This is a genomic window from Nostoc sp. (assembly GCF_036917575.1).
Taxonomy (GTDB): domain Bacteria; phylum Cyanobacteriota; class Cyanobacteriia; order Cyanobacteriales; family Nostocaceae; genus Nostoc.
The window spans coordinates 1-17531 of record NZ_JBALDC010000004.1 but is presented as its reverse complement, the minus strand read 5'-3'; the positions used below and the strand labels follow the sequence as shown (position 1 = coordinate 17531).

The window sequence follows — 17531 nt, the reverse complement described above, 5'->3', positions numbered from 1 at the left end:
AACAAATGCTCATTTTTCTAATTAGTTTTTATATACTAAGTTTCAATGAAACAATTCAGTTTACTCGCAAAAAGTGAGATATTACTGAAATTAAAATTTGTTGTGTATTTTAGGAGGAAAAGTCATGGTTTCTGCTCAAAGCTCTAATCAAGGAAAGACCTACTCCTTGTTGATGATTAAAAGCTTTTTAATATGGACTTTTACATTAGCAGTATGTTTGTTGGTTGTGGGTTTTCCACTAGTTGTCTTGATGGCCACGGTCGGATGTCTGTTGTCGATTATCTTGCAATCTGTGATGCCTGTTAGTGCGGTTTTGCTTGTAGCAGGTGCTCTAGTAATGTTTAATGTGATGGCAGTTGTATTGGCTGCGGGTGTGCTAACTGTTAAGGGAGTTCATCCTAGTGAAGTTAAATGGTTAAGCTGGCTGCATGGCGAGGCAGACCAAATGCAGGCTACTGTTTACGCTGCTTGCCCTCTAACTTGTGAGATTAAATAGTTATTACAGGTTAATTAGACAAACAGTGCGTCTGCCCGGTTAAGCCGGGTTTTTTCATGGTTTTTATAATTTGAATTTTTAAATAGTCATCACAGGTTAATTAAATAAACAATGCATTTGCCCGGTTAAGCCGAGTTTTTTTATATCTTGTGTGATTTATCCATTAATATTTATGGTTTATGTGAGGATTGACCGCCGACTATTGACCATAGACCATTGACTATAGACCATTAACTATAGATGGTAAATTACAGATGACTAATGATTAATCAAAAACGCGTTTGCATTATCTTAGGTACTCGCCCAGAAGCAATTAAACTCGCTCCAGTAATTCAGGTTTTCCAGAAGTCTTCAGAATTTCAGTTGCAAGTAATTTTAACTGGACAGCACCGGGAGATGGTTGAGCAAGTTATGCAACTGTTTAATATCAAGTCGGATTATAACTTGGAAATTATGCAGGTTCAGCAATCTCTAAATGATATTACTTGCCGTAGTTTACAAGGGTTAGAAGCATTATTTAAAGCGGAAAAGCCAGATTTTGTAATTGTGCAGGGAGATACTACCACTGCTTTTGCCGCAGCTTTGGCAGCTTTTTATCAAAAAATTCCTGTTGGTCATGTAGAAGCAGGGTTAAGAACTGATGATATATTCAATCCTTACCCAGAAGAAGCTAATCGGCGGTTAATTTCTCAAATTACTCAGTTGCACTTTGCACCGACTCCTTGGGCTGTGGAAAATTTGCATCGTTCTGGTGTTTTGGGTGAAATTCACATGACGGGCAACACGGTAATTGATGCATTGTTAAATGTCGCTGCAACCCAAGTAGTTTGTGATGTTCCAGGCTTAGACTGGCAATCATATCGGGTTTTGTTAGCAACAGTTCATCGTCGGGAGAATTGGGGTGAACCTCTGTTAGCGATCGCTCAGGCGTTTTTACAAATTTTAGACAAGTTTCCTGATACAGCTTTACTATTACCATTACACCGCAATCCGACGGTGCGAGTCCCGTTGCAGGAACTTTTAGGAAATCATCCCCGAATTTTCTTGACAGATCCTCTAGATTATGGCGAATTGGTGGGAGCAATTGGGCGATCGCATCTTTTGCTTACTGACTCTGGCGGCTTACAAGAAGAAGCCCCCAGCTTGGGAAAACCAGTACTAGTTTTGAGAGACACCACCGAAAGACCAGAGGCTGTTGTAGCTGGTACAGCTAAACTTGTTGGCACTACGACTGAGAATATTTTTGCAGCTGCTGCTGAGTTACTCAGTTACTCAGATGCTTATGAAGCGATGGCAAATGCAATCAATCCCTTTGGAGATGGTCATGCAGCAGAGCGCATTTTGCAGATTGTACAAAATTACCTTTATGGGTAAGAAAGTTCGTAGTAAGCACTTTAGTTCTTACTACAAATCCTCTTGCACTAACTTAGACAAAGTACTAACCTTTACCGAACCACGAGATTTTCTAAGGGTGGCTTCTGGCTAAATACCCAGAGCTGCTCTAGTTTCGGGGCCTACAACACCATCTACAAGTAGACCTTTACTTGCCTGAAAGCTTCGGACTCGGCTAACAGTTTCTTGACCATAAATTCCATCAATTCTGAGATTACCCAAAGCTGTTTGAACGTCTCTAACAAGCAGACCTCTATAACCAGGGGTAAGAGTTACTGGGCCGCCAACACCACCAGGTCTAGTTACAGGACGATTGTAAGGTCTATCACCAATCCATCGGGCAAAAACGTATCTACCTGTAGAAAGTCTGGCAAAACCGTTTTCATATCGTTCAATTGCTGGAAGTGTTGCGCCATTTGGTACACAGTCCACATGAGAGTAGTAGGTGCTTGGGCCTGAACGGACGCGTAAACAACTGCCGTTAGTCTTTACATAAGCAGCCGAACTCATTTGAATTTGGGTAACAGCAGCAAGTAATACACCAACACCAGCCAACGCTAACCAAGCCGAAGATTTAAATAGTTTTTTCCAATTTAATTGAGGTTTAGGAAAATTATAATTAGTGTTTCCAGATGCCTCTTCTTGAGCAATAAACATCTGAGAATAAGCGAGATATTCCATAATGCATTCCTTGATATGAAAAAATGAGTATTTGTAGAGAATCACTTGCGTTGTTCTCTGTATTTTTTCTTAGTATATTTTATATCACTACCTTGGAATAAATTTTTACTAATAGCGAAATTAATAAAAAATAAAATTAGTCAAAAGTTTCCTGAGAAAAAGCATCGCCTGATGATTTGAGATAAAAATCACCAGGCGTTGACATAGACCGTCCTAGAAATTGTATTTTTAAAATAAATAAAATTTAGTTAAAGCTTTCTTGCTTACTAAGTTCTGCCTTGTTGCATTCCAATATCTCAAGCCTATTGCCGATTCCAGTTAAACTAGCAACCATAAATGCTAATTCGTCTAAATCTATAGGCTTACATCGATATATATCATAACCTAATAATAATGCCATATTACGGTCTTCTTCGGAAGCAGATGCCGTCAGAGCAATAGCTGGAATCTTTCTCCCTCGCTTTGCTTCCAGATTTCTGGCTTTCAAGAGCAGTGAGTAGCCGTCTTCATCTGGTAAATAAATGTCACTAATTAGGATGTCCGGTTTAAAAAATGACATTATTTCTATAGCCTCGCTTGCTGAAGCAGCAGTCATAATCTCTGCTTCGCCTAATTCAAACAGGTAGGTAAGTAATATTCTGGTATCAAAGTCGTTATCAACAACTAGCAATCGCAGACCCTTAAAAGACATCGATTGATTAGACATTATTTTCACTGTTCTATAGCTCAAAAACTTGAAATAGTAATTAGAGCAAAAGCCATATATAGGACTTTGATTTGATTATTGAAAATATTTTGAGACTCAAAAGCCCGTTTTATCAGGATTTACTCTGAAATCTTGTTCAAAAATCAGATATGAGTGATATATTTATCAATACTATTTGATCCACACTTTACTAAATCTTAAAGAAACTAACTAGCAAGTGTCTGTCCGGTTTCGGACATAGTAATTTCAAATGATTTATATCAAGTTCGGTTGATTAGTTATAATTACCGTAATCCATGCAGAAATCGGAAAACCCTCTTTCCCCCTGCGATCTTAATCATAAGTCTTTCACCGAACACGATATTATTGGCGATGTCTACGACGGGCTACGCCTACGCGCTTTAACTAATTCCGCAGCAACTGAGTAAATTCGTTTTGGATGACTTGATAACACTCGCAGGAAGTTGCTGACAAATCCTCTCGGTTGAGGATGCTAATATGACCACGCTGGTAGCGAATCATTCCGGTTCGGCTGAGGGTGCTAGCCGCTACTGTCACACCGGAGCGCCGTACACCCAGCATCTGGGCGATAAATTCTTGTGTGAGCGGAAAATCCTCTGATTGCACGCGGTCAGAGACTGTCAGTAGCCAACGAGCCAACCGCTCTTCTACGGTATGAAAACGGTTGCAGGCACATCCTTGTGCCAATTCAGTGTATGCAGCTTGTACATAGCGCAGCAGTAGCTTTTGAATAGCTCCGCCCTGATTGAACTCGGTTTTAAGTACACCTGCATCCATCTGCATAGCAATACCTGAAACCTGCACAAACGCTTTTGTGGTTGTTGTATTGCTTCCTAAAATTACTGGGATACCGATCATGCCTTCATTGCTCACTATCCCAACTTCCACCATCGAGCCATCTTCCATACTAGCGACTAAAGAAACTACTCCGTGTAGGGGAAAATAGACGTGTGCGATCGGTTCTCCTGATTCATAAATGATTTGCCGAGTCGAAAGCGAAACCAACTTCAGGTGTGGAATAAGACGCTGATAATCACTCATCGGCAAAGCCGCGAGTAACCTATTTACTTGCGGCTTAAAAGTGTTTCCCTCACTGAACATTAAAAAAGATAGATAAATTTGCTTAAAGTACTTTAAATCAAGTTACTTTTGCGAGTCTGTTCGGTTTCGTACACATAATTCCAAAAAATTTTTTGGCTCGGTTATTGGGCTTCATGCCCAATAACCGAGCAAATTCGTTTTGTATGACTCGATAACACTCGCAGCAAGTTGCTTCCAAATTCTCTCTGTTGAGGATGCTAATATGACCACGTTTGTAACTGATCATTCCGGCTTGGCTGAGGGTGCTAGCGGCTACTGTCACGCCGGAACGACGTACACCCAGCATCTGGGCGATAAATTCTTGCGTGAGTAAAAAATCTTCTGATTCCATACGATCAGAGACTGTCAGTAACCAGCGAGCCAGCCGTTCGTCCAGTGTATGCAGACGGTTGCAGGCAGCTGCTTGCGCCAGTTCCGAGTATATAGCTTGTACGTAGGACAGCAGCAGGTTTTGAAGCCCTCCGCCCCGATTGAACTCCGCTCTAAGTACATCTGCATTCATCTGCATAGCAGCGCCCGAAATCTGCACAAATGATGTTGTAATTGTGGTATTTTTTCCTAAAATTACCGGGATACCGACCATACCTTCACTGCTGACTATCCCAACTTCCGCCGTTGAGCCATCTTCCATAGTGGTAACTATAGAAACCATTCCGTTATCAGGAAAATATACTTGTGTGATTGGTTCGCCTGCTTCGTAAAGGATTTGGTAAACTTCGAGCGAAACTAGCTTTAGATGAGGAACAAGACGCTGATAATCACTGGCTGGCAGAGCTGCAAGCAGCTTATTTGATGGTTGATGATAAATATTTTCATGTAATGACATTAGAAGCTAGTCTCCTTAAACTAGGTGACTTTAGAAAAGCCAACTCAGACACAAGGAAAGGATTTAAGGCTCAGCTCCTAAATGTCAAAAGATGTATTCGCTAAAGAAACACGGGAACAATCTAAGAAAGCTTAAATGAAAACACTTGTTTGAGTCTATGCAGTTTGCTACATAGAAACTTAACAAAAACTATTTGAGTGTATACACCTTGGACATAGCACAGCAACAGGCTTTAAAGCGCTATACCGCGATTGAACTCGCTTCTGAGTACATCTGCATCGATTTACATGGCAGTGTCTGGAATCTTTTAATGCAAAATAAAGGAAATTGCTGATTAAGAATATGGATTTGTCTTATGCAGAGGCGAACACACCCAGAGAATAAGAGTTGAAAATACCTGATTTTTGCATTTTATATCTAAATTAAGCAACGCCAAATAAATTATTAATATATCGCTTTGTAACTGCAATTGAATGCATCAAAAATGTCATAATTATCTCACTAAATTTTTTAATTATTCAGTATAATTTTATTTACTTGTGACTTAAATTAGATTGCTATAGATATAAGTATTGTTGTCAGCGATCGCAGCAAAAATTCCTGGTTATGCAAGTCCTTAAAACCCTAAGTCTTTGTTATTGCTACTAATACCGCAAGGCAGAAGTCAAAAATCACTCATTCAAAAGGAGCCAGTGCGTTGGGCGGCTCTGCCGACTTGTACCCCTTCAAGGAAGCAAGCTACGCGCAGCGTCTCCCCTTCTCCCAAAGGGAGAGGCTAGCGCCAAGAGAGAAGCAACTGGCGTTCAAAAGTTTTATGGAATAAGGTCTAAAGAGCTTTTCAATGGTCTGCTTATTTACACGGTGCTGTACTAGCTGTTGTGAACTCTTATAAGTAAAATTAGTGTTTTCTAATACCTTAAACTCAATTTACTTAGAATAAATATATCAAGATGAACATTTGTTAAGACTTAATTACAGAAAAATCTTGAGAAGTTTTGCTATACTACGGTAAACTGACTGATTAATTGTAGTATTAACTCCAGCTAAAACAGTCTAGTTCACAAAAACTCAATAAAAGCAAGTATTTTCTACTACAATTTTAGATTTTTTCTTATTCCCAACTAGCTTACTTATCTGGCTTCTCTATGCAATAATAAGCAACTGTACTCATAAAATACGATTCATCTATCAATTTTTAGTATTATTAGCAAAATATTAATTTGCTGAAAGATTTGTATTGACTTAGTGCCAAATCCAGTGTTGTTTGAAGCTGATTTACTTAAAAATAATAGCGCCCTTGACAAAATACAAAATATCTAACAAGAATATCAATGTTAAATTTACTGAATAGCAATGCAGAAATATGAAGTATAACCAACTTGGCAAGAGTGACTTAAAGGTTTCTGAAATTTGTCTGGGCACTATGACTTATGGACAGCAAAATACTATTGAAGAAGCCCACGATCAGCTAAATTATTCTATTGCCCAAGGAGTCAACTTTATTGATGCAGCTGAGATGTATCCTGTCCCACCAAGTAGCAAAACTTATGGATTAACTGAAACTTTTATTGGAGAATGGTTAAAGCGTCAACAAAGAGATCAGCTTATTATAGCTACTAAGATTGCGGGCCCTGGTCGAGGCTTTAAATGGTTACGTGGTGGAGCCGAAGCAATTGACCGTGATAATATCAAACAAGCTGTAGATGATAGTCTAAAAAGATTACAGACAGAATATATTGATTTATACCAAATTCACTGGCCCGACCGTTACGTGCCACGCTTTGGACAAACGGTATTTGATCCGACTCAAGTGAAAGAAACGGTTCCCATTGCTGAACAGTTAGCAGTTTTTGCCGATGTAATTAAGGCAGGAAAAATTCGCTATATCGGTTTGAGTAATGAAACTCCTTGGGGAGTTGCCCAATTTAGTAATGCTGCTAAACAATTAGGATTGCCCAAAATTGTTTCAATTCAAAATGCTTATAACTTGCTGAATCGAGTCTTTGACGGAGCCTTAGCAGAAGCAGTTTATCAGGAAGAAATCGGGTTGCTAGCTTATAGTCCTTTAGCATTTGGCTTCTTGACTGGCAAATACCTAAACGGCAAACCAGAAAAAGCCAGAGTCACTTTGTTTGATAATTTCGGTCAGCGCTATCTCAAACCAAAAGTAAGTCAAGCCGTATCAGCTTATGTAGAAATTGCCAAGCGCCATCAACTAAGTCCAGCGCATCTAGCTTTGGCATTTGTGCAAAGTCGTTGGTTTGTAGCTAGTACAATTATCGGTGCCACCACACTGGAGCAACTCAAAGAAAATTTAGAAAGCGTGAATGTAGTTCTCGAAAAAGACATTTTGGAAGAGTTGGATATAGTTCATATTCAGTCGCCAAACCCAGCACCATAAACAATTCAAAATTCAAAATTCAAAATTCAAGACAGTTTCAAAATTTGCTTAGTGTCGAGAATTTTTCACGCTACATTCGCTTCCAAATATTTTGTGACACTAACAATTTAAGATTTGGGATTTTGGATTCAAATTCAATTCCCAATGCCGATTAACAAGTCCTATTTACCAAGGAACTTAAACATGGCTGAAATTAAAGTATACAGTGCAGTTGTTTGTCCTTATGCTCACCGTACCCGCTTGGTACTTCAAGAGAAAGGCATTGACTTCGATTTGATTGAGATTGATTTGCAAAATAAGCCTGAAGGATTTACCAAAGTTTCCCCCTATGGAAAAGTACCTGCAATAACTCATGGCGATAACCGAGTTTGGGAGTCAGCAGTAATTAACGAGTATCTCAATGAGGTATTTCCCAATCCATCACTGTTACCCAGCAGCCCCATTGATAGGGCACAGGCTCGCATCTGGGTCGATTTTGCTAACACCAGATTCGTTCCTGCTTTTTCTACCCTGTTGCGGAGTTCAGATCCCGAAAAACAAGAAGCAGCTAAACAGGAACTATATAAACATCTGGAATTCATTGAAAACGAAGGTTTAGCAAAGCTATCTGAAGAAGGCCCTTACTGGTTTGGTGAATCCATTAGTTTGGTCGATTTCACTTACTTTCCTTGGTTTGAGCGCTGGGCTGCACTGAAGCAGTATCGCGGTTTTGGAATACCAGAGCAATTTACCCGTCTACGTCAGTGGAAACATGCTTTGAAAGAGCGTGAATCTGTGAAAGCGATCGCTCACTCTAAAGAATTCTACATTGAGCGATATGCTAAATTCGCTGCGCCTACTCTCGCTGCTGTTTAAACGTAATTCATAACTATGTTTCAAGTGGGAATTTAAACCCCACTTGAAACATAAAATTAAACTCTTTAAAATTACGAATTACGAATTACGACTTTTCCAAAGTGACCCGCACTTTTAAGGTAATGATAAGCCTCTCGTGCTTCAGCAAAAGGGAAAACTCGATCGATAATCGGTTTAATTTGATGCTGTTGCAGCGCCTGATTCATCGCCTCAAACATTTCTCTACTGCCAACATAAATTCCCTGAACTGTTAAACTCTTAAAAAGTATTGGCATGGGGTCAATTTCATCTCCTCTGCCAGACAATACGCCAATTAAACTAATACGTCCCCCAATGCGGACTGCTTGTAGCGATTTTGGTAAAGTCCCTGCACCACCTACCTCAATTACATGATCTATACCTGTGCGATTGGTTAATTGATAAACTTGCTTTTCCCAATCTGGTGTTGTTTTATAGTTGATTATCTCGTCAGCACCAAGCTGTTTAGCTCGTGCCAATTTATGATCACTGCTAGAAATAATAATTGTTCTAGCACCATGTATCTTGGCAAACTGGAGAGCAAAAATTGAAACTCCTCCAGTACCGAGTAATAAAACACTATCACCTGCGCCAATATTGCCTTTTGTCACCAATCCGTGCCAAGCTGTAACTGATGCACAGGGGAGAGTTGCACCTTCAATATAGGATAAGTGGTCAGGTAATATTACTAAACCATCTTGGTGTAATGAGACATATTCAGCTAGCATTCCATCGATACCGCCTCCGAGATCGGATTTCATTTTCTCTTTGGTTAAAGAGCCATAAATCCAGTCTTGGAAGAAAATACCAGCGACGCGATCGCCTATTTTCACCCGTGTCACACCTTCCCCCACCGCCACGACTTCTCCCGCACCGTCAGACATGGGAATTAACGGATATTTCTGTCCAGCACCGTAAGCTCCTTCAATAACCAGCAAATCGCGATAATTTAAAGATGTTGCCTTTACTTGAATCAGAACTTGTCCAGGTGCAGGTTTTGGTTCAGGGCGATCAACTAATGCCAAGGCATCAATTCCGGCGTTGCTTTGAATTTCGTAAGCTTTCATAGATGTATTTGTTCTAGCTACAACTTTGGTGTTTGGAAGTGGGATTGCTTTTGAGTTTAACTGTAGAGCGATCGCATACCAAGACTTTCCCTCAAGTCGGCGTAGACCGTAAGGGCTTGTCGTAGACATCTGCTTGTTCGCTAACGTTGACGGTTGTAATGACGATAACGATCAGTAAGCAATTAGTGCGATTAGTTGTTGAGGAGATAGATAATACAGGTAAATGGGGTAAGAAAAACCGAGCAGAAGTTGTAAAACTTATTATTCCTCACCTCAAAATTGATGCCAAAAAAGTTATTCCTAAACCTATTAGTATCAAGGAAGCGATGCTGACTACTGAACAATTGCAGCTATCACACCAAAAACCATCAGTCAGAAATAGCACCAGGAGATAGAAAAATGGAAGTTTTTTGGTATTTGCCGACACAAGGAGATGAGCGTTATTTAGGTACTACAATTGGCAGGCGACCAGCCACTTATCCTTATATGCAGCAAATCGCCCAAGCTGTTGATAAATTGGGTTATGGTGGGATGCTGATTGGTACTGGACAAAAACAGGATACTTGGATTGTAGCTACTTCGTTAATTTCAGTTACAGAACGCTTGCGGTTTCTTGTCGCCTTTCGTCCAGCAATTATGTCACCTTCTTTGGCAGTCAGGATGGCTGCGACTTTTGACCAGATTTCTAACGGTCGAATTATTTTGAATGTTGTCACTGGTGGCGACACAAAAGAACTTGCTAAAGATGGGATTTTCTTAGATCACGATCAGCGTTATGAACTTACAGATGAGTTTTTGACAATTTGGCGATCGCTGATGCAAGGTGAAGAAGTAAGCTATAGTGGTCGTCACTTGCAAGTTCAGGGCGCAAAACTCCAATTTCCTCCTGTACAAAAGCCTTATCCCACGTTGTATTTTGGTGGTTCTTCAGATGCTGCTCTCCAAGTTGCTGCCAAACACATTGATGTGTATTTAACTTGGGGTGAACCACCAGATCGAGTTGATCAAAAAATTACAAAGGTACGTCAATTAGCAGCAGAACAAGGTAGAACAGTCCGCTTTGGGATTCGGATGCACGTCATAGTCCGCGAAACTACGCAAAAAGCTTGGGATGCAGCTAATGAACTGATTCAGTATGTCGATGATGAAACCATAGCAACTGCACATCAGCGATTTACTCAGTCTGAATCAGAAGGACAACGCCGCATGGCCCAACTGCACAATGGCGAACGCCAAAACTTAGAAATTAGCCCCAACTTATGGGCAGGTGTTGGCTTAGTGCGTGGCGGCGCTGGGACTGCCTTAGTCGGAGATCCAGAGACAGTTGCAGCGCGAATATTGGAATATACCGATTTAGGAATTGATACCTTCGTTTTTTCAGGGTATCCCCATCTCGAAGAAGCCTATCGAGTCGCAGAATTATTATTTCCCAAGTTGCCGTTACAAACTCCAGCGATCGCATTACCGCAGCAGGTTACAAGTACATTCAGTGAATTTGTTACCAAAACAGATTTACTCAAACCCCAACCTGTATAAGCAATTCAAAAAAGCTGTACATTCACAAATTAGATGTCGCCGTTCACAAATTAATGTTTTTTTCACACATTAATGTCGCTCTTTAACTAATTAGTGTCGCACTTTATGCGAGATAACCGTTCACAAACTAATGTCGCAATATTAGAAACTTATTGACTGTGTACGGTAACTGGTCAACATCAGACTTGCCAAATAGAAGTTACAAGAGCTTAAGTTTAACTTAAGCTCTTGTAACTTCATCTTTATTTCGACATCTCTCACACTGCCTTTCAACCCGCTCAACACGGGAAGAATCATTGTAACTTAAACAAATGTGGCGTTCTAAAAGTTCACTGACCTTTAAACCCGCTCAACACGGGAAGGGTCATTGTAACGAATATTTAGCATCTGCCTGCGTCTAAGGGTTCCTTTCAACCCGCTCAAGACGGGAAGGGTCATTGTAACTTCCTCTTAGAATTGCTTCTAGTAAATCTGTTTTGGTCTTTCAACCCGCTCAACACGGGAAGGGTTATTGTAACTTTACTGGAGCCGTCCTTCTACGAATAAATTTTTTCTTTCAACCCGCTCAACACGGGAAGGGTTATTGTAACTTAAAGAGTTAAAGCAGATTCCTGAGAACCTTCAAGTTACAAAGAACATGAACTGCGGCGCTATTATTTATTTTATTGTCAAGGTTCGGTATATTTGCTCAATCTGAAGATTAAGATTTATTTTGACGAAAGTAGTAAGCAGCGATCGCTAAATCTCGCGCTTTTTCTTGAGGACTATCTCGAATAGGTTGTGGGCCTTGTTCTATAGAAATGTTTGCCTTAGCTGCTTGGCTCTGAATACACTCAATCAATCTGTTGTAGCTCCAACGATGGATACTCTGGCGGTACTGTTTAGCATACTGTTGCTGGCCTTCTTTGTAATTAGGACATCTTTTCACTGCCCTAGCTTCTATTTCACTTTGGATGGCCTCACGTACATTTTTCATTGTGGGTAGAACAATGCTGCCAGCTTGGTAAGTTTTAGCTAACGTGATAATTGCTTGTGCTAGTAAGTTATCAATGTGGTTTCCTAACTCCAATTCTGACAACTTAATTTGTGTGTTCCTTTTTTGAGCTTTGTGGCGTTCATGAGAATTACGTTGCTGCTGCATTTCGCTGATTCGGCGTAACGACGATTCAAACGCATCTTCAAGCCGAAGCTTTACTCATGGGTACTTTGCTCGATGCTTACCAACTTAGGCTGTTAGTAATAACACCTTTTCACCCCGCTTCAGGCGTTGATGGCTAGTCTCGAACCTGGGGGTGATGCTTTCACCGTTGCACCTACGGGGTAGGATTTGAGGGTTCTAGGATAATGACTCTCACCTACATGGTCATTCAGTTGTCAAGGTTCAGTACCTTGCGGCTAATCCTCCAGACCCTAATGGGTCTTAGTTTCTAGCCAACGATTCGCACATCTCAATCGCCATCTTTTTCAATAACTGGCACCCAGTTATCTTCCAGGTAGCGAGTCAATTCTGTTTGTACCTGTCCATCATCCATTGGGACGCTGGCAGGCATGATTAACAAACTCTTGTTTTGTCCTTCCCAAAGTGAATGAATCACCTTTGCCATCAGTCGCAGCACACCCCGCGTGCGTTGGAATTTGTCGAGAGTTGACCAGTCATTATAAAGTCGGTCAAACAGTTCTGGATGGATAGGATAGGCATTTTCTAGCCGTCGTTTATAACTAGCTTCTCGGCATTCACTAGGAAATTCCTGAGATTGGTTTTGGTACATTTCTGCAAAGGCACGGATGATGGCATCACGGGCAATAAAGCCATTTTCTTCCGTGATAGGTTGAAACAGCCGCCGCCGCACAATTTCAAAGCTTTCATCGGCACTTGCTGGTCGCCAAGGAGATTCAACTCTGCCAATAGCATTTTTGAGTCTACTTAAGGCTGCTTTACCGCGATCGCCTCCAATTTCATTATCAGATGCAGGGATACTCACGACCAACAGAGTTTGGTTAGCGTTTTTTGCCGACTCACTCAAAGTCTGGGCAAAGGTAAAGTGAGTGTCGAAGCTGCCCCCTGGAAGGTCGTTTATTTCGTGAAGCTGTCGGGCATAAGCTACCCAATTCATCAATTAAAATCAGGCAGGGTGCATAGCGGTTAAACACGAGCCGGAGGGGATCGCCAGGGTTCGTTGAAGTTTCATCTGCTTCCCGAATCATATCGTAGGCTTCCCTACCGCCCAGTTGCCAAGCTAATTCGCCCCAGAGTGTGCGGACAACTGTGCCATCTTTTTTATGTTGAGGCTGACCGGGAGAAATTTTATTTCCTACCAGCACTGCTGTGTTAACTTTTGGCGGAGGTAAAACATTTGCTGCTTCCAACACTGGTTCCAATCCTGGTAACTTGGATGCTGGAACTCCCATGAACAGGTGGTATAGTGCCAGCATCGCGTGGGTTTTGCCGCCACCAAAGTTAGTTTGGAGTTCGATAACGGGGTCGCCTTGATTGCTAGCAAGACGTAGCAAGGCATTTGTGAGCAGTTGTTTCAGCCCTTCGGTGAGAAAAGTACGACTAAAAAACTCTGTAGGTATGCGGTATTCGTCGGAACCTTCATCTAAATAAACTTGCCAAAGGTCAGCAGCAAATTCTGCTTGTTGGTAGCTACCAGAGGCAACATCTGGGCGAGGGCGGCAGACAAGAGCAATAGATGAAGCGAGGGCGTTAGTGCCTATGCTAATACTACGGGCACTACGTTCTGTTCGCATTGGCCAAGTGCCAGTAATGCTAAAACCAGCTTTTATAAGCCCTTCAAGCATAGTTTCCCATCCAGTTGAAGCTCTACTTTCACTGTTACCCTTTGCTTCAGTGAGAGAAACTTCATCATCTGTTTCTGTTTGCTTGAACGCATAATAAACAGTCAAAGGATATCCGTCATGCGCCATCTCACGCATCCGTTTAAAAGTTTCACCCAGTCCTGTCTCAAAAAATTCTTTTGCCTTTTGTTTACTACCACCAAAGCGATAAGGTGTAGCCACTAATTCTCGTTCTTTGTCAGGAATAATTATGGTACTGAAAAGGTCGGGATAGATAAAGTTTAGAGAACGTCGCAGCCAGACATAAAAAAACTCCGAGAGGTCGGCGTAGCCAATATTATCGTAGTAGGGCGGGTCTGTGGAAACAACTATTGATTTTGCGTAAATATCTGATTTAGTAGCATCTATCCGTTGGACAAATCCTTGAGTGCTACAAGGAGAAATTTCAACGACTTTGGCTATCCAATCAACTGCACCGATAAAATTACCAGTTGACTCACTTAATGGATTTACTTCTGCAAAGTCCCAGGTCATAGGAATAGCTTGACGGGCAAAGGTGTTACGGATATTGTCACGTCCTGAGTTCCAACTACAAATAGTTGAACTGTAATCACTCATTCGATCTACTGCGATCGCTAAATAAGTCGCCACTGCATCCGCGTAAGCAGTCGCACCCTTACCACCTTCACAAAGAGGTAAACTATCATCTGGTATTTTAGAAGTTAGAGCATCAGAAAGTATCTTTTCCCGTACTTCGCTTACTAATTCACAAAAAGTGTTTAGTGCTACAAGCTGACGCGGGGTAAAGAGATGATAAAAATGGGTCAAACCATACAGAGGCGTGAACATTGATCGACGGTCATCAGGAATCTGAGCAGTGGGATATCCAAGATGGTTGTGCGCTGTGTGCAATATCTTCATGTTTTTGTATCGGTTGAAGATAGGCCCTGCTGTTTTTACCTTCAGCAACTATTGCCAAGAGTTGTGTATTCATACGTCCAGCTACACCTTCAGCCTTAATATGCTTATCATCAACAGGCTGTTTACAAGCTAAACAGTCAAACTTAGCACCGCGTCCAGTCTTTGGTGGTTCTGGTGCTTTACCCTTGCCAGACTTAACTTGGAAACTGACTACAGGCGGTTGCTGGCTATGGTTAATAGTTGGTTCTATCCAACCTTCCTTCCCTTTCTTACTTGAAAGTTCAAAAGAACGCACTAACGGCATTTGACAACCACAAGCTGGGTTAGGACATTTCACAGTCCTAGCCCACAACCAAGCAATCACAGTTGCTTTAGCGTCCCCAGACTCCTGCGATAAATTTACCTTGGGATACAAATGCCCAATTTGCTTAAAAGCTTGTTCCCGCATCCATTGACCGTAATAGCGCACATCTTCAGCTAAACCCTGCACCCCATACCATATCTTAGTTTTTAGAGAATTTTTGCGAGAATCAGGGTTAACAGGAGTGAAATTTGCAAACTTTGGCGGAATTTCAATCAAAGCTTTAGTAATCAAAACCGCTACAGGATTAATATCACTACCATGCGCTTCTAACCCCAATCTTTGGGCTTCCAAAGGTATACTACCCCCACCACAAAAGGGATCATAAATAGGTGGCGCGTGTTTGCTTAAATACTCTGTTACTTTTTCCGGTTTAGTTGGTGGTTCGTCACCTTTTTCCCAAGCAAGGCAGTGGCTCTATCGTAAGGTTATGGAAAGCTTTTCCGCTTTAACAGGTACAAGACGTTGAACATAGCGAAGATTTCTGATAACATTAACGTTATCAGAATAGTGCATTAGTAAGTGAGCGAGTGGAAAATAGAATTTTATCAATCTGCTGACGGTCAATCCTCAGCGAAAGATTGGTTTGATGAACAGGAGGCAAAGGTCAAGGCTAGATTGGGTCGTATTTTTGACCTCTTGCAGGAGCAAGGCACATCTGTAGGAGAGCGTCATGTTAAGCACGTTGAAGACAAGCTTTCTGAAATTCGAGCAGAACAAAACACAAATACCTATCGTGTAATCTATTTTGCCTACACTGGCAAGCGATTCATATTACTTCACGGCTTTCAAAAGAAAAGTCCAAAGCTACCTAAAAAAGAGTTGGACTTGGCTAAACAACGGATGAAAGAGTTTGTGAATCAAGAAAAAAATTAGCAGGAGAAAGCTTCTTCTCCAGAAGGTAATAAATCCAAGAAGGGTAAAAAACGATGACTTCTAACACAATTTCTTGGGATTCTATCCGTGATGAGGTTTTAGCAGATCCAGAGGTAAAGGCTGAATACGATGCCTTAGAGTCTGAATTCCAGTGTGCAAAACAAGTTATTGCTTTAAGGAAGGCTAGCGGCTTAAATCAACGGGATTTTGCTAAGTTGGTTGGCATTAAACAGCCACAGCTGGCTCGGATTGAATCTGGGAAACAGGTTCCTAAAATTGAAACCCTAGCAAAACTCGCTAGGGGTGCAGGTTACGATGTCGAGATTCGCTTTGTAGCACCCAAAGGAAAGCGTTCGCACAAAGTTGAGCCTCTGAGGATTTCTGCTAAAGAGTTAGTTTAGTCTTGTGATTGCTCTCACCAAAAGCATCCCTTTTTACTTGGATAACTAGCTATCCAATAAAGGAGGCAGACTTAAGAGCGATTACTCTTACAAAATTGCGATCGCAGATCAATTCTCTGAAATCTCCAATTATTGCGGTGCTGTCCCCATCTGCCACAATTCTTGTAAATTGTAATTTACACTCGTGACTGCGAAATCTGGCTCTTTATGAAACGGTTGCTGCACATAGCGAATTGAACAATTACTGTCGATTACATCTGCCGGAGGCACTTTCACTAGTGCCAAAATAAAGTTCTCAGGCTTATTTAAGGCAGTGATAATTTCATTCTTGGTTACTGTCACTGTCTGGCCAGTTGCAATTCTTCCCTTGACTTCAATAAACCGCAACTGCCCTGTTTTAGGGATGCGTGACTCAATATCATAGCCGCATTTCTGGGTACTCACATCAGTTGGTTCGTACCCTAAATTGCGTTCTACTTCCATTACAGCCGTCATTGCTGCCTGTTCTACTCGTTCCGTCTCCCTGGCAAACATCGCCGTTGTTACCTGTTGTTTGCCTTGCATTCGTTGCAGCAAGCCTACCGAAACTACCAACGCGCCCCCAACCACCACAGGCGGTTGGGGGCGATAATCTACGTTCTTGCTCTAATTCTTCCAAGCGTTGCATTAACCGTGCTTGCAAATCATCAGCTCGCTGACGTGCCTTACCTGAGTTAATTTTGGCATTAGGCTTGCCAGCTTCCTCTTGGATTTTCAGTTCTTCTGCCCGATGATCCCAGTAATTAATCTCCTTGGTTTAAAGATGTGTTTGAATCGTCGTCACTCTAAACCAGCGAAAAGGCTAATACGCTGGAGCCAAAAGGCACAGGATAAAGGAGTTGGCAGTTTCGGTTCGTAGAGTCACCCAAGATAACCAGGGGAAAAAGACGGCTGGCGTAGACGGCGTTAAATCGCTGACTCCGAAGCAGCGTATAGAACTTAGGAGTTATGTAAAAATAACTTGAACAATTAAGTGGCAACTTTGGGTTTTATAATATAGTTCCACTCGCCATGAAAAGAATTTCGTTCGATTG

At 41.4% G+C, this 17531-nt stretch carries 20 protein-coding genes; 10 read left to right on the top strand and 10 right to left on the bottom strand.

The features are described 5' to 3' along the window. Positions 1-124: 124 nt before the first annotated feature. Together V7K79_RS00285 and wecB are read left to right on the top strand one after the other, a co-directional pair. The gene (locus V7K79_RS00285) at positions 125-496 is read left to right on the top strand and encodes a hypothetical protein (RefSeq protein ID WP_335043593.1); all 372 of its coding nucleotides are present in this window, start codon (positions 125-127) and stop codon (positions 494-496) included. A 261-nt stretch (positions 497-757) separates the two neighbouring features. Then, positions 758-1870 carry a non-hydrolyzing UDP-N-acetylglucosamine 2-epimerase gene (gene wecB, locus V7K79_RS00280; protein WP_335043591.1) on the top strand — a complete coding sequence of 371 codons (1113 nt, stop codon included), beginning with the start codon at positions 758-760 and terminating at the stop codon, positions 1868-1870. 108 nt (positions 1871-1978) lie between these two features. On the opposite strand, the gene V7K79_RS00275 is transcribed toward wecB, so the two are convergent. Then, positions 1979-2569, bottom strand: coding sequence for a peptidoglycan-binding protein (locus V7K79_RS00275; protein ID WP_335043589.1), 591 nt, complete (start codon positions 2567-2569; stop codon positions 1979-1981). A gap of 244 nt (positions 2570-2813) precedes the next feature. Beyond that, positions 2814-3275, bottom strand: a complete 462-nt coding sequence (locus V7K79_RS00270; RefSeq protein WP_335043587.1) for a response regulator — start codon at positions 3273-3275, stop codon at positions 2814-2816. 296 nt (positions 3276-3571) lie between these two features. Here V7K79_RS00270 and V7K79_RS00265 point away from each other — a divergent pair, with 296 nt between their 5' ends. Further along, positions 3572-3703: a hypothetical protein gene (locus V7K79_RS00265; protein ID WP_335043586.1), complete on the top strand. Its 132-nt coding sequence runs from the start codon at positions 3572-3574 to the stop codon at positions 3701-3703. On the opposite strand, the gene V7K79_RS00260 is transcribed toward V7K79_RS00265, so the two are convergent. After that, on the bottom strand, positions 3681-4337 hold the full coding sequence (locus tag V7K79_RS00260) for a Crp/Fnr family transcriptional regulator (RefSeq protein ID WP_442938875.1): 657 nt from the start codon (positions 4335-4337) through the stop codon (positions 3681-3683). The two genes, V7K79_RS00265 and V7K79_RS00260, sit on opposite strands and share 23 nt — an antisense overlap. Positions 4338-4434: 97 nt before the next feature. Then, the gene (locus V7K79_RS00255; RefSeq protein WP_335043582.1) at positions 4435-5223 is read right to left on the bottom strand and encodes a Crp/Fnr family transcriptional regulator; all 789 of its coding nucleotides are present in this window, start codon (positions 5221-5223) and stop codon (positions 4435-4437) included. Positions 5224-6586: 1363 nt separating this feature from the next. Here V7K79_RS00255 and V7K79_RS00250 point away from each other — a divergent pair. Both V7K79_RS00250 and V7K79_RS00245 read left to right on the top strand, forming a co-directional pair. Then, complete coding sequence (locus tag V7K79_RS00250; RefSeq protein WP_335043580.1) at positions 6587-7624, top strand: NADP(H)-dependent aldo-keto reductase; 1038 nt, start codon at positions 6587-6589, stop codon at positions 7622-7624. A 183-nt stretch (positions 7625-7807) separates the two neighbouring features. Next, on the top strand, positions 7808-8479 hold the full coding sequence (locus V7K79_RS00245) for a glutathione S-transferase family protein (protein ID WP_335043578.1): 672 nt from the start codon (positions 7808-7810) through the stop codon (positions 8477-8479). 71 nt (positions 8480-8550) lie between these two features. Here V7K79_RS00245 and V7K79_RS00240 read toward each other — a convergent pair whose 3' ends face one another. Beyond that, positions 8551-9564 (bottom strand): zinc-dependent alcohol dehydrogenase family protein, encoded by a 1014-nt coding sequence (locus V7K79_RS00240; protein ID WP_335043792.1) that lies wholly within the window; start codon positions 9562-9564, stop codon positions 8551-8553. 158 nt (positions 9565-9722) lie between these two features. On the opposite strand from V7K79_RS00240, the gene V7K79_RS00235 reads away from it, so the two are divergent. Continuing rightward, positions 9723-9959, top strand: a complete 237-nt coding sequence (locus V7K79_RS00235) for a hypothetical protein (protein ID WP_335043576.1) — start codon at positions 9723-9725, stop codon at positions 9957-9959. Positions 9960-9963: 4 nt separating this feature from the next. Further along, positions 9964-11100 (top strand): FMNH2-dependent alkanesulfonate monooxygenase, encoded by a 1137-nt coding sequence (gene ssuD / locus V7K79_RS00230; RefSeq protein WP_335043574.1) that lies wholly within the window; start codon positions 9964-9966, stop codon positions 11098-11100. A gap of 700 nt (positions 11101-11800) precedes the next feature. On the opposite strand, the gene cas12k is transcribed toward ssuD, so the two are convergent. From cas12k to V7K79_RS00210, 4 genes are all read right to left on the bottom strand, one after another. Continuing rightward, the gene (gene cas12k / locus V7K79_RS00225; protein WP_335043572.1) at positions 11801-12241 is read right to left on the bottom strand and encodes a type V CRISPR-associated protein Cas12k; all 441 of its coding nucleotides are present in this window, start codon (positions 12239-12241) and stop codon (positions 11801-11803) included. Positions 12242-12548: 307 nt separating this feature from the next. Next, the gene (locus tag V7K79_RS00220) at positions 12549-13124 is read right to left on the bottom strand and encodes a DUF499 domain-containing protein (protein WP_335043571.1); all 576 of its coding nucleotides are present in this window, start codon (positions 13122-13124) and stop codon (positions 12549-12551) included. After that, positions 13117-14820, bottom strand: a complete 1704-nt coding sequence (locus V7K79_RS00215) for a DUF499 domain-containing protein (RefSeq protein ID WP_335043568.1) — start codon at positions 14818-14820, stop codon at positions 13117-13119. The genes V7K79_RS00220 and V7K79_RS00215 overlap by 8 nt, the downstream gene beginning before the upstream one ends. Then, entirely contained in the window at positions 14762-15475 is a 714-nt protein-coding gene (locus V7K79_RS00210; RefSeq protein ID WP_335043566.1) for a hypothetical protein, read from the bottom strand. The genes V7K79_RS00215 and V7K79_RS00210 overlap by 59 nt, the downstream gene beginning before the upstream one ends. Positions 15476-15703: 228 nt before the next feature. Between V7K79_RS00210 and V7K79_RS00205 the strand changes: the two genes are divergently transcribed. Beyond that, positions 15704-16057, top strand: a complete 354-nt coding sequence (locus V7K79_RS00205; protein WP_335043565.1) for a type II toxin-antitoxin system RelE/ParE family toxin — start codon at positions 15704-15706, stop codon at positions 16055-16057. Between the two features lie 53 nt (positions 16058-16110). Further along, entirely contained in the window at positions 16111-16458 is a 348-nt protein-coding gene (locus V7K79_RS00200; protein ID WP_335043563.1) for a helix-turn-helix domain-containing protein, read from the top strand. Between the two features lie 129 nt (positions 16459-16587). Here V7K79_RS00200 and V7K79_RS00195 read toward each other — a convergent pair whose 3' ends face one another. Continuing rightward, positions 16588-17070, bottom strand: a complete 483-nt coding sequence (locus tag V7K79_RS00195; protein ID WP_335043561.1) for a DUF3883 domain-containing protein — start codon at positions 17068-17070, stop codon at positions 16588-16590. Positions 17071-17336: 266 nt separating this feature from the next. On the opposite strand from V7K79_RS00195, the gene V7K79_RS00190 reads away from it, so the two are divergent. Next, a complete protein-coding gene (locus V7K79_RS00190; protein WP_335043559.1) occupies positions 17337-17462 on the top strand; it encodes a reverse transcriptase N-terminal domain-containing protein in 126 nt (41 codons plus the stop codon). The last annotated feature ends 69 nt before the right edge of the window (positions 17463-17531 follow it).

Coding starts and splice junctions, on each gene's coding strand:
- V7K79_RS00285 (WP_335043593.1), top strand. CDS start 125: ATGGTTTCTGCTCAAAGCTCTAATCAAGGAAAGACCTACTCCTTGTTG.
- wecB (WP_335043591.1), top strand. CDS start 758: ATGATTAATCAAAAACGCGTTTGCATTATCTTAGGTACTCGCCCAGAA.
- V7K79_RS00275 (WP_335043589.1), bottom strand. CDS start 2,569: ATGGAATATCTCGCTTATTCTCAGATGTTTATTGCTCAAGAAGAGGCA.
- V7K79_RS00270 (WP_335043587.1), bottom strand. CDS start 3,275: ATGTCTAATCAATCGATGTCTTTTAAGGGTCTGCGATTGCTAGTTGTT.
- V7K79_RS00265 (WP_335043586.1), top strand. CDS start 3,572: ATGCAGAAATCGGAAAACCCTCTTTCCCCCTGCGATCTTAATCATAAG.
- V7K79_RS00260 (WP_442938875.1), bottom strand. CDS start 4,337: ATGAGTGATTATCAGCGTCTTATTCCACACCTGAAGTTGGTTTCGCTT.
- V7K79_RS00255 (WP_335043582.1), bottom strand. CDS start 5,223: ATGTCATTACATGAAAATATTTATCATCAACCATCAAATAAGCTGCTT.
- V7K79_RS00250 (WP_335043580.1), top strand. CDS start 6,587: ATGAAGTATAACCAACTTGGCAAGAGTGACTTAAAGGTTTCTGAAATT.
- V7K79_RS00245 (WP_335043578.1), top strand. CDS start 7,808: ATGGCTGAAATTAAAGTATACAGTGCAGTTGTTTGTCCTTATGCTCAC.
- V7K79_RS00240 (WP_335043792.1), bottom strand. CDS start 9,564: ATGAAAGCTTACGAAATTCAAAGCAACGCCGGAATTGATGCCTTGGCA.
- V7K79_RS00235 (WP_335043576.1), top strand. CDS start 9,723: ATGACGATAACGATCAGTAAGCAATTAGTGCGATTAGTTGTTGAGGAG.
- ssuD (WP_335043574.1), top strand. CDS start 9,964: ATGGAAGTTTTTTGGTATTTGCCGACACAAGGAGATGAGCGTTATTTA.
- cas12k (WP_335043572.1), bottom strand. CDS start 12,241: ATGCAGCAGCAACGTAATTCTCATGAACGCCACAAAGCTCAAAAAAGG.
- V7K79_RS00215 (WP_335043568.1), bottom strand. CDS start 14,820: ATGAAGATATTGCACACAGCGCACAACCATCTTGGATATCCCACTGCT.
- V7K79_RS00200 (WP_335043563.1), top strand. CDS start 16,111: ATGACTTCTAACACAATTTCTTGGGATTCTATCCGTGATGAGGTTTTA.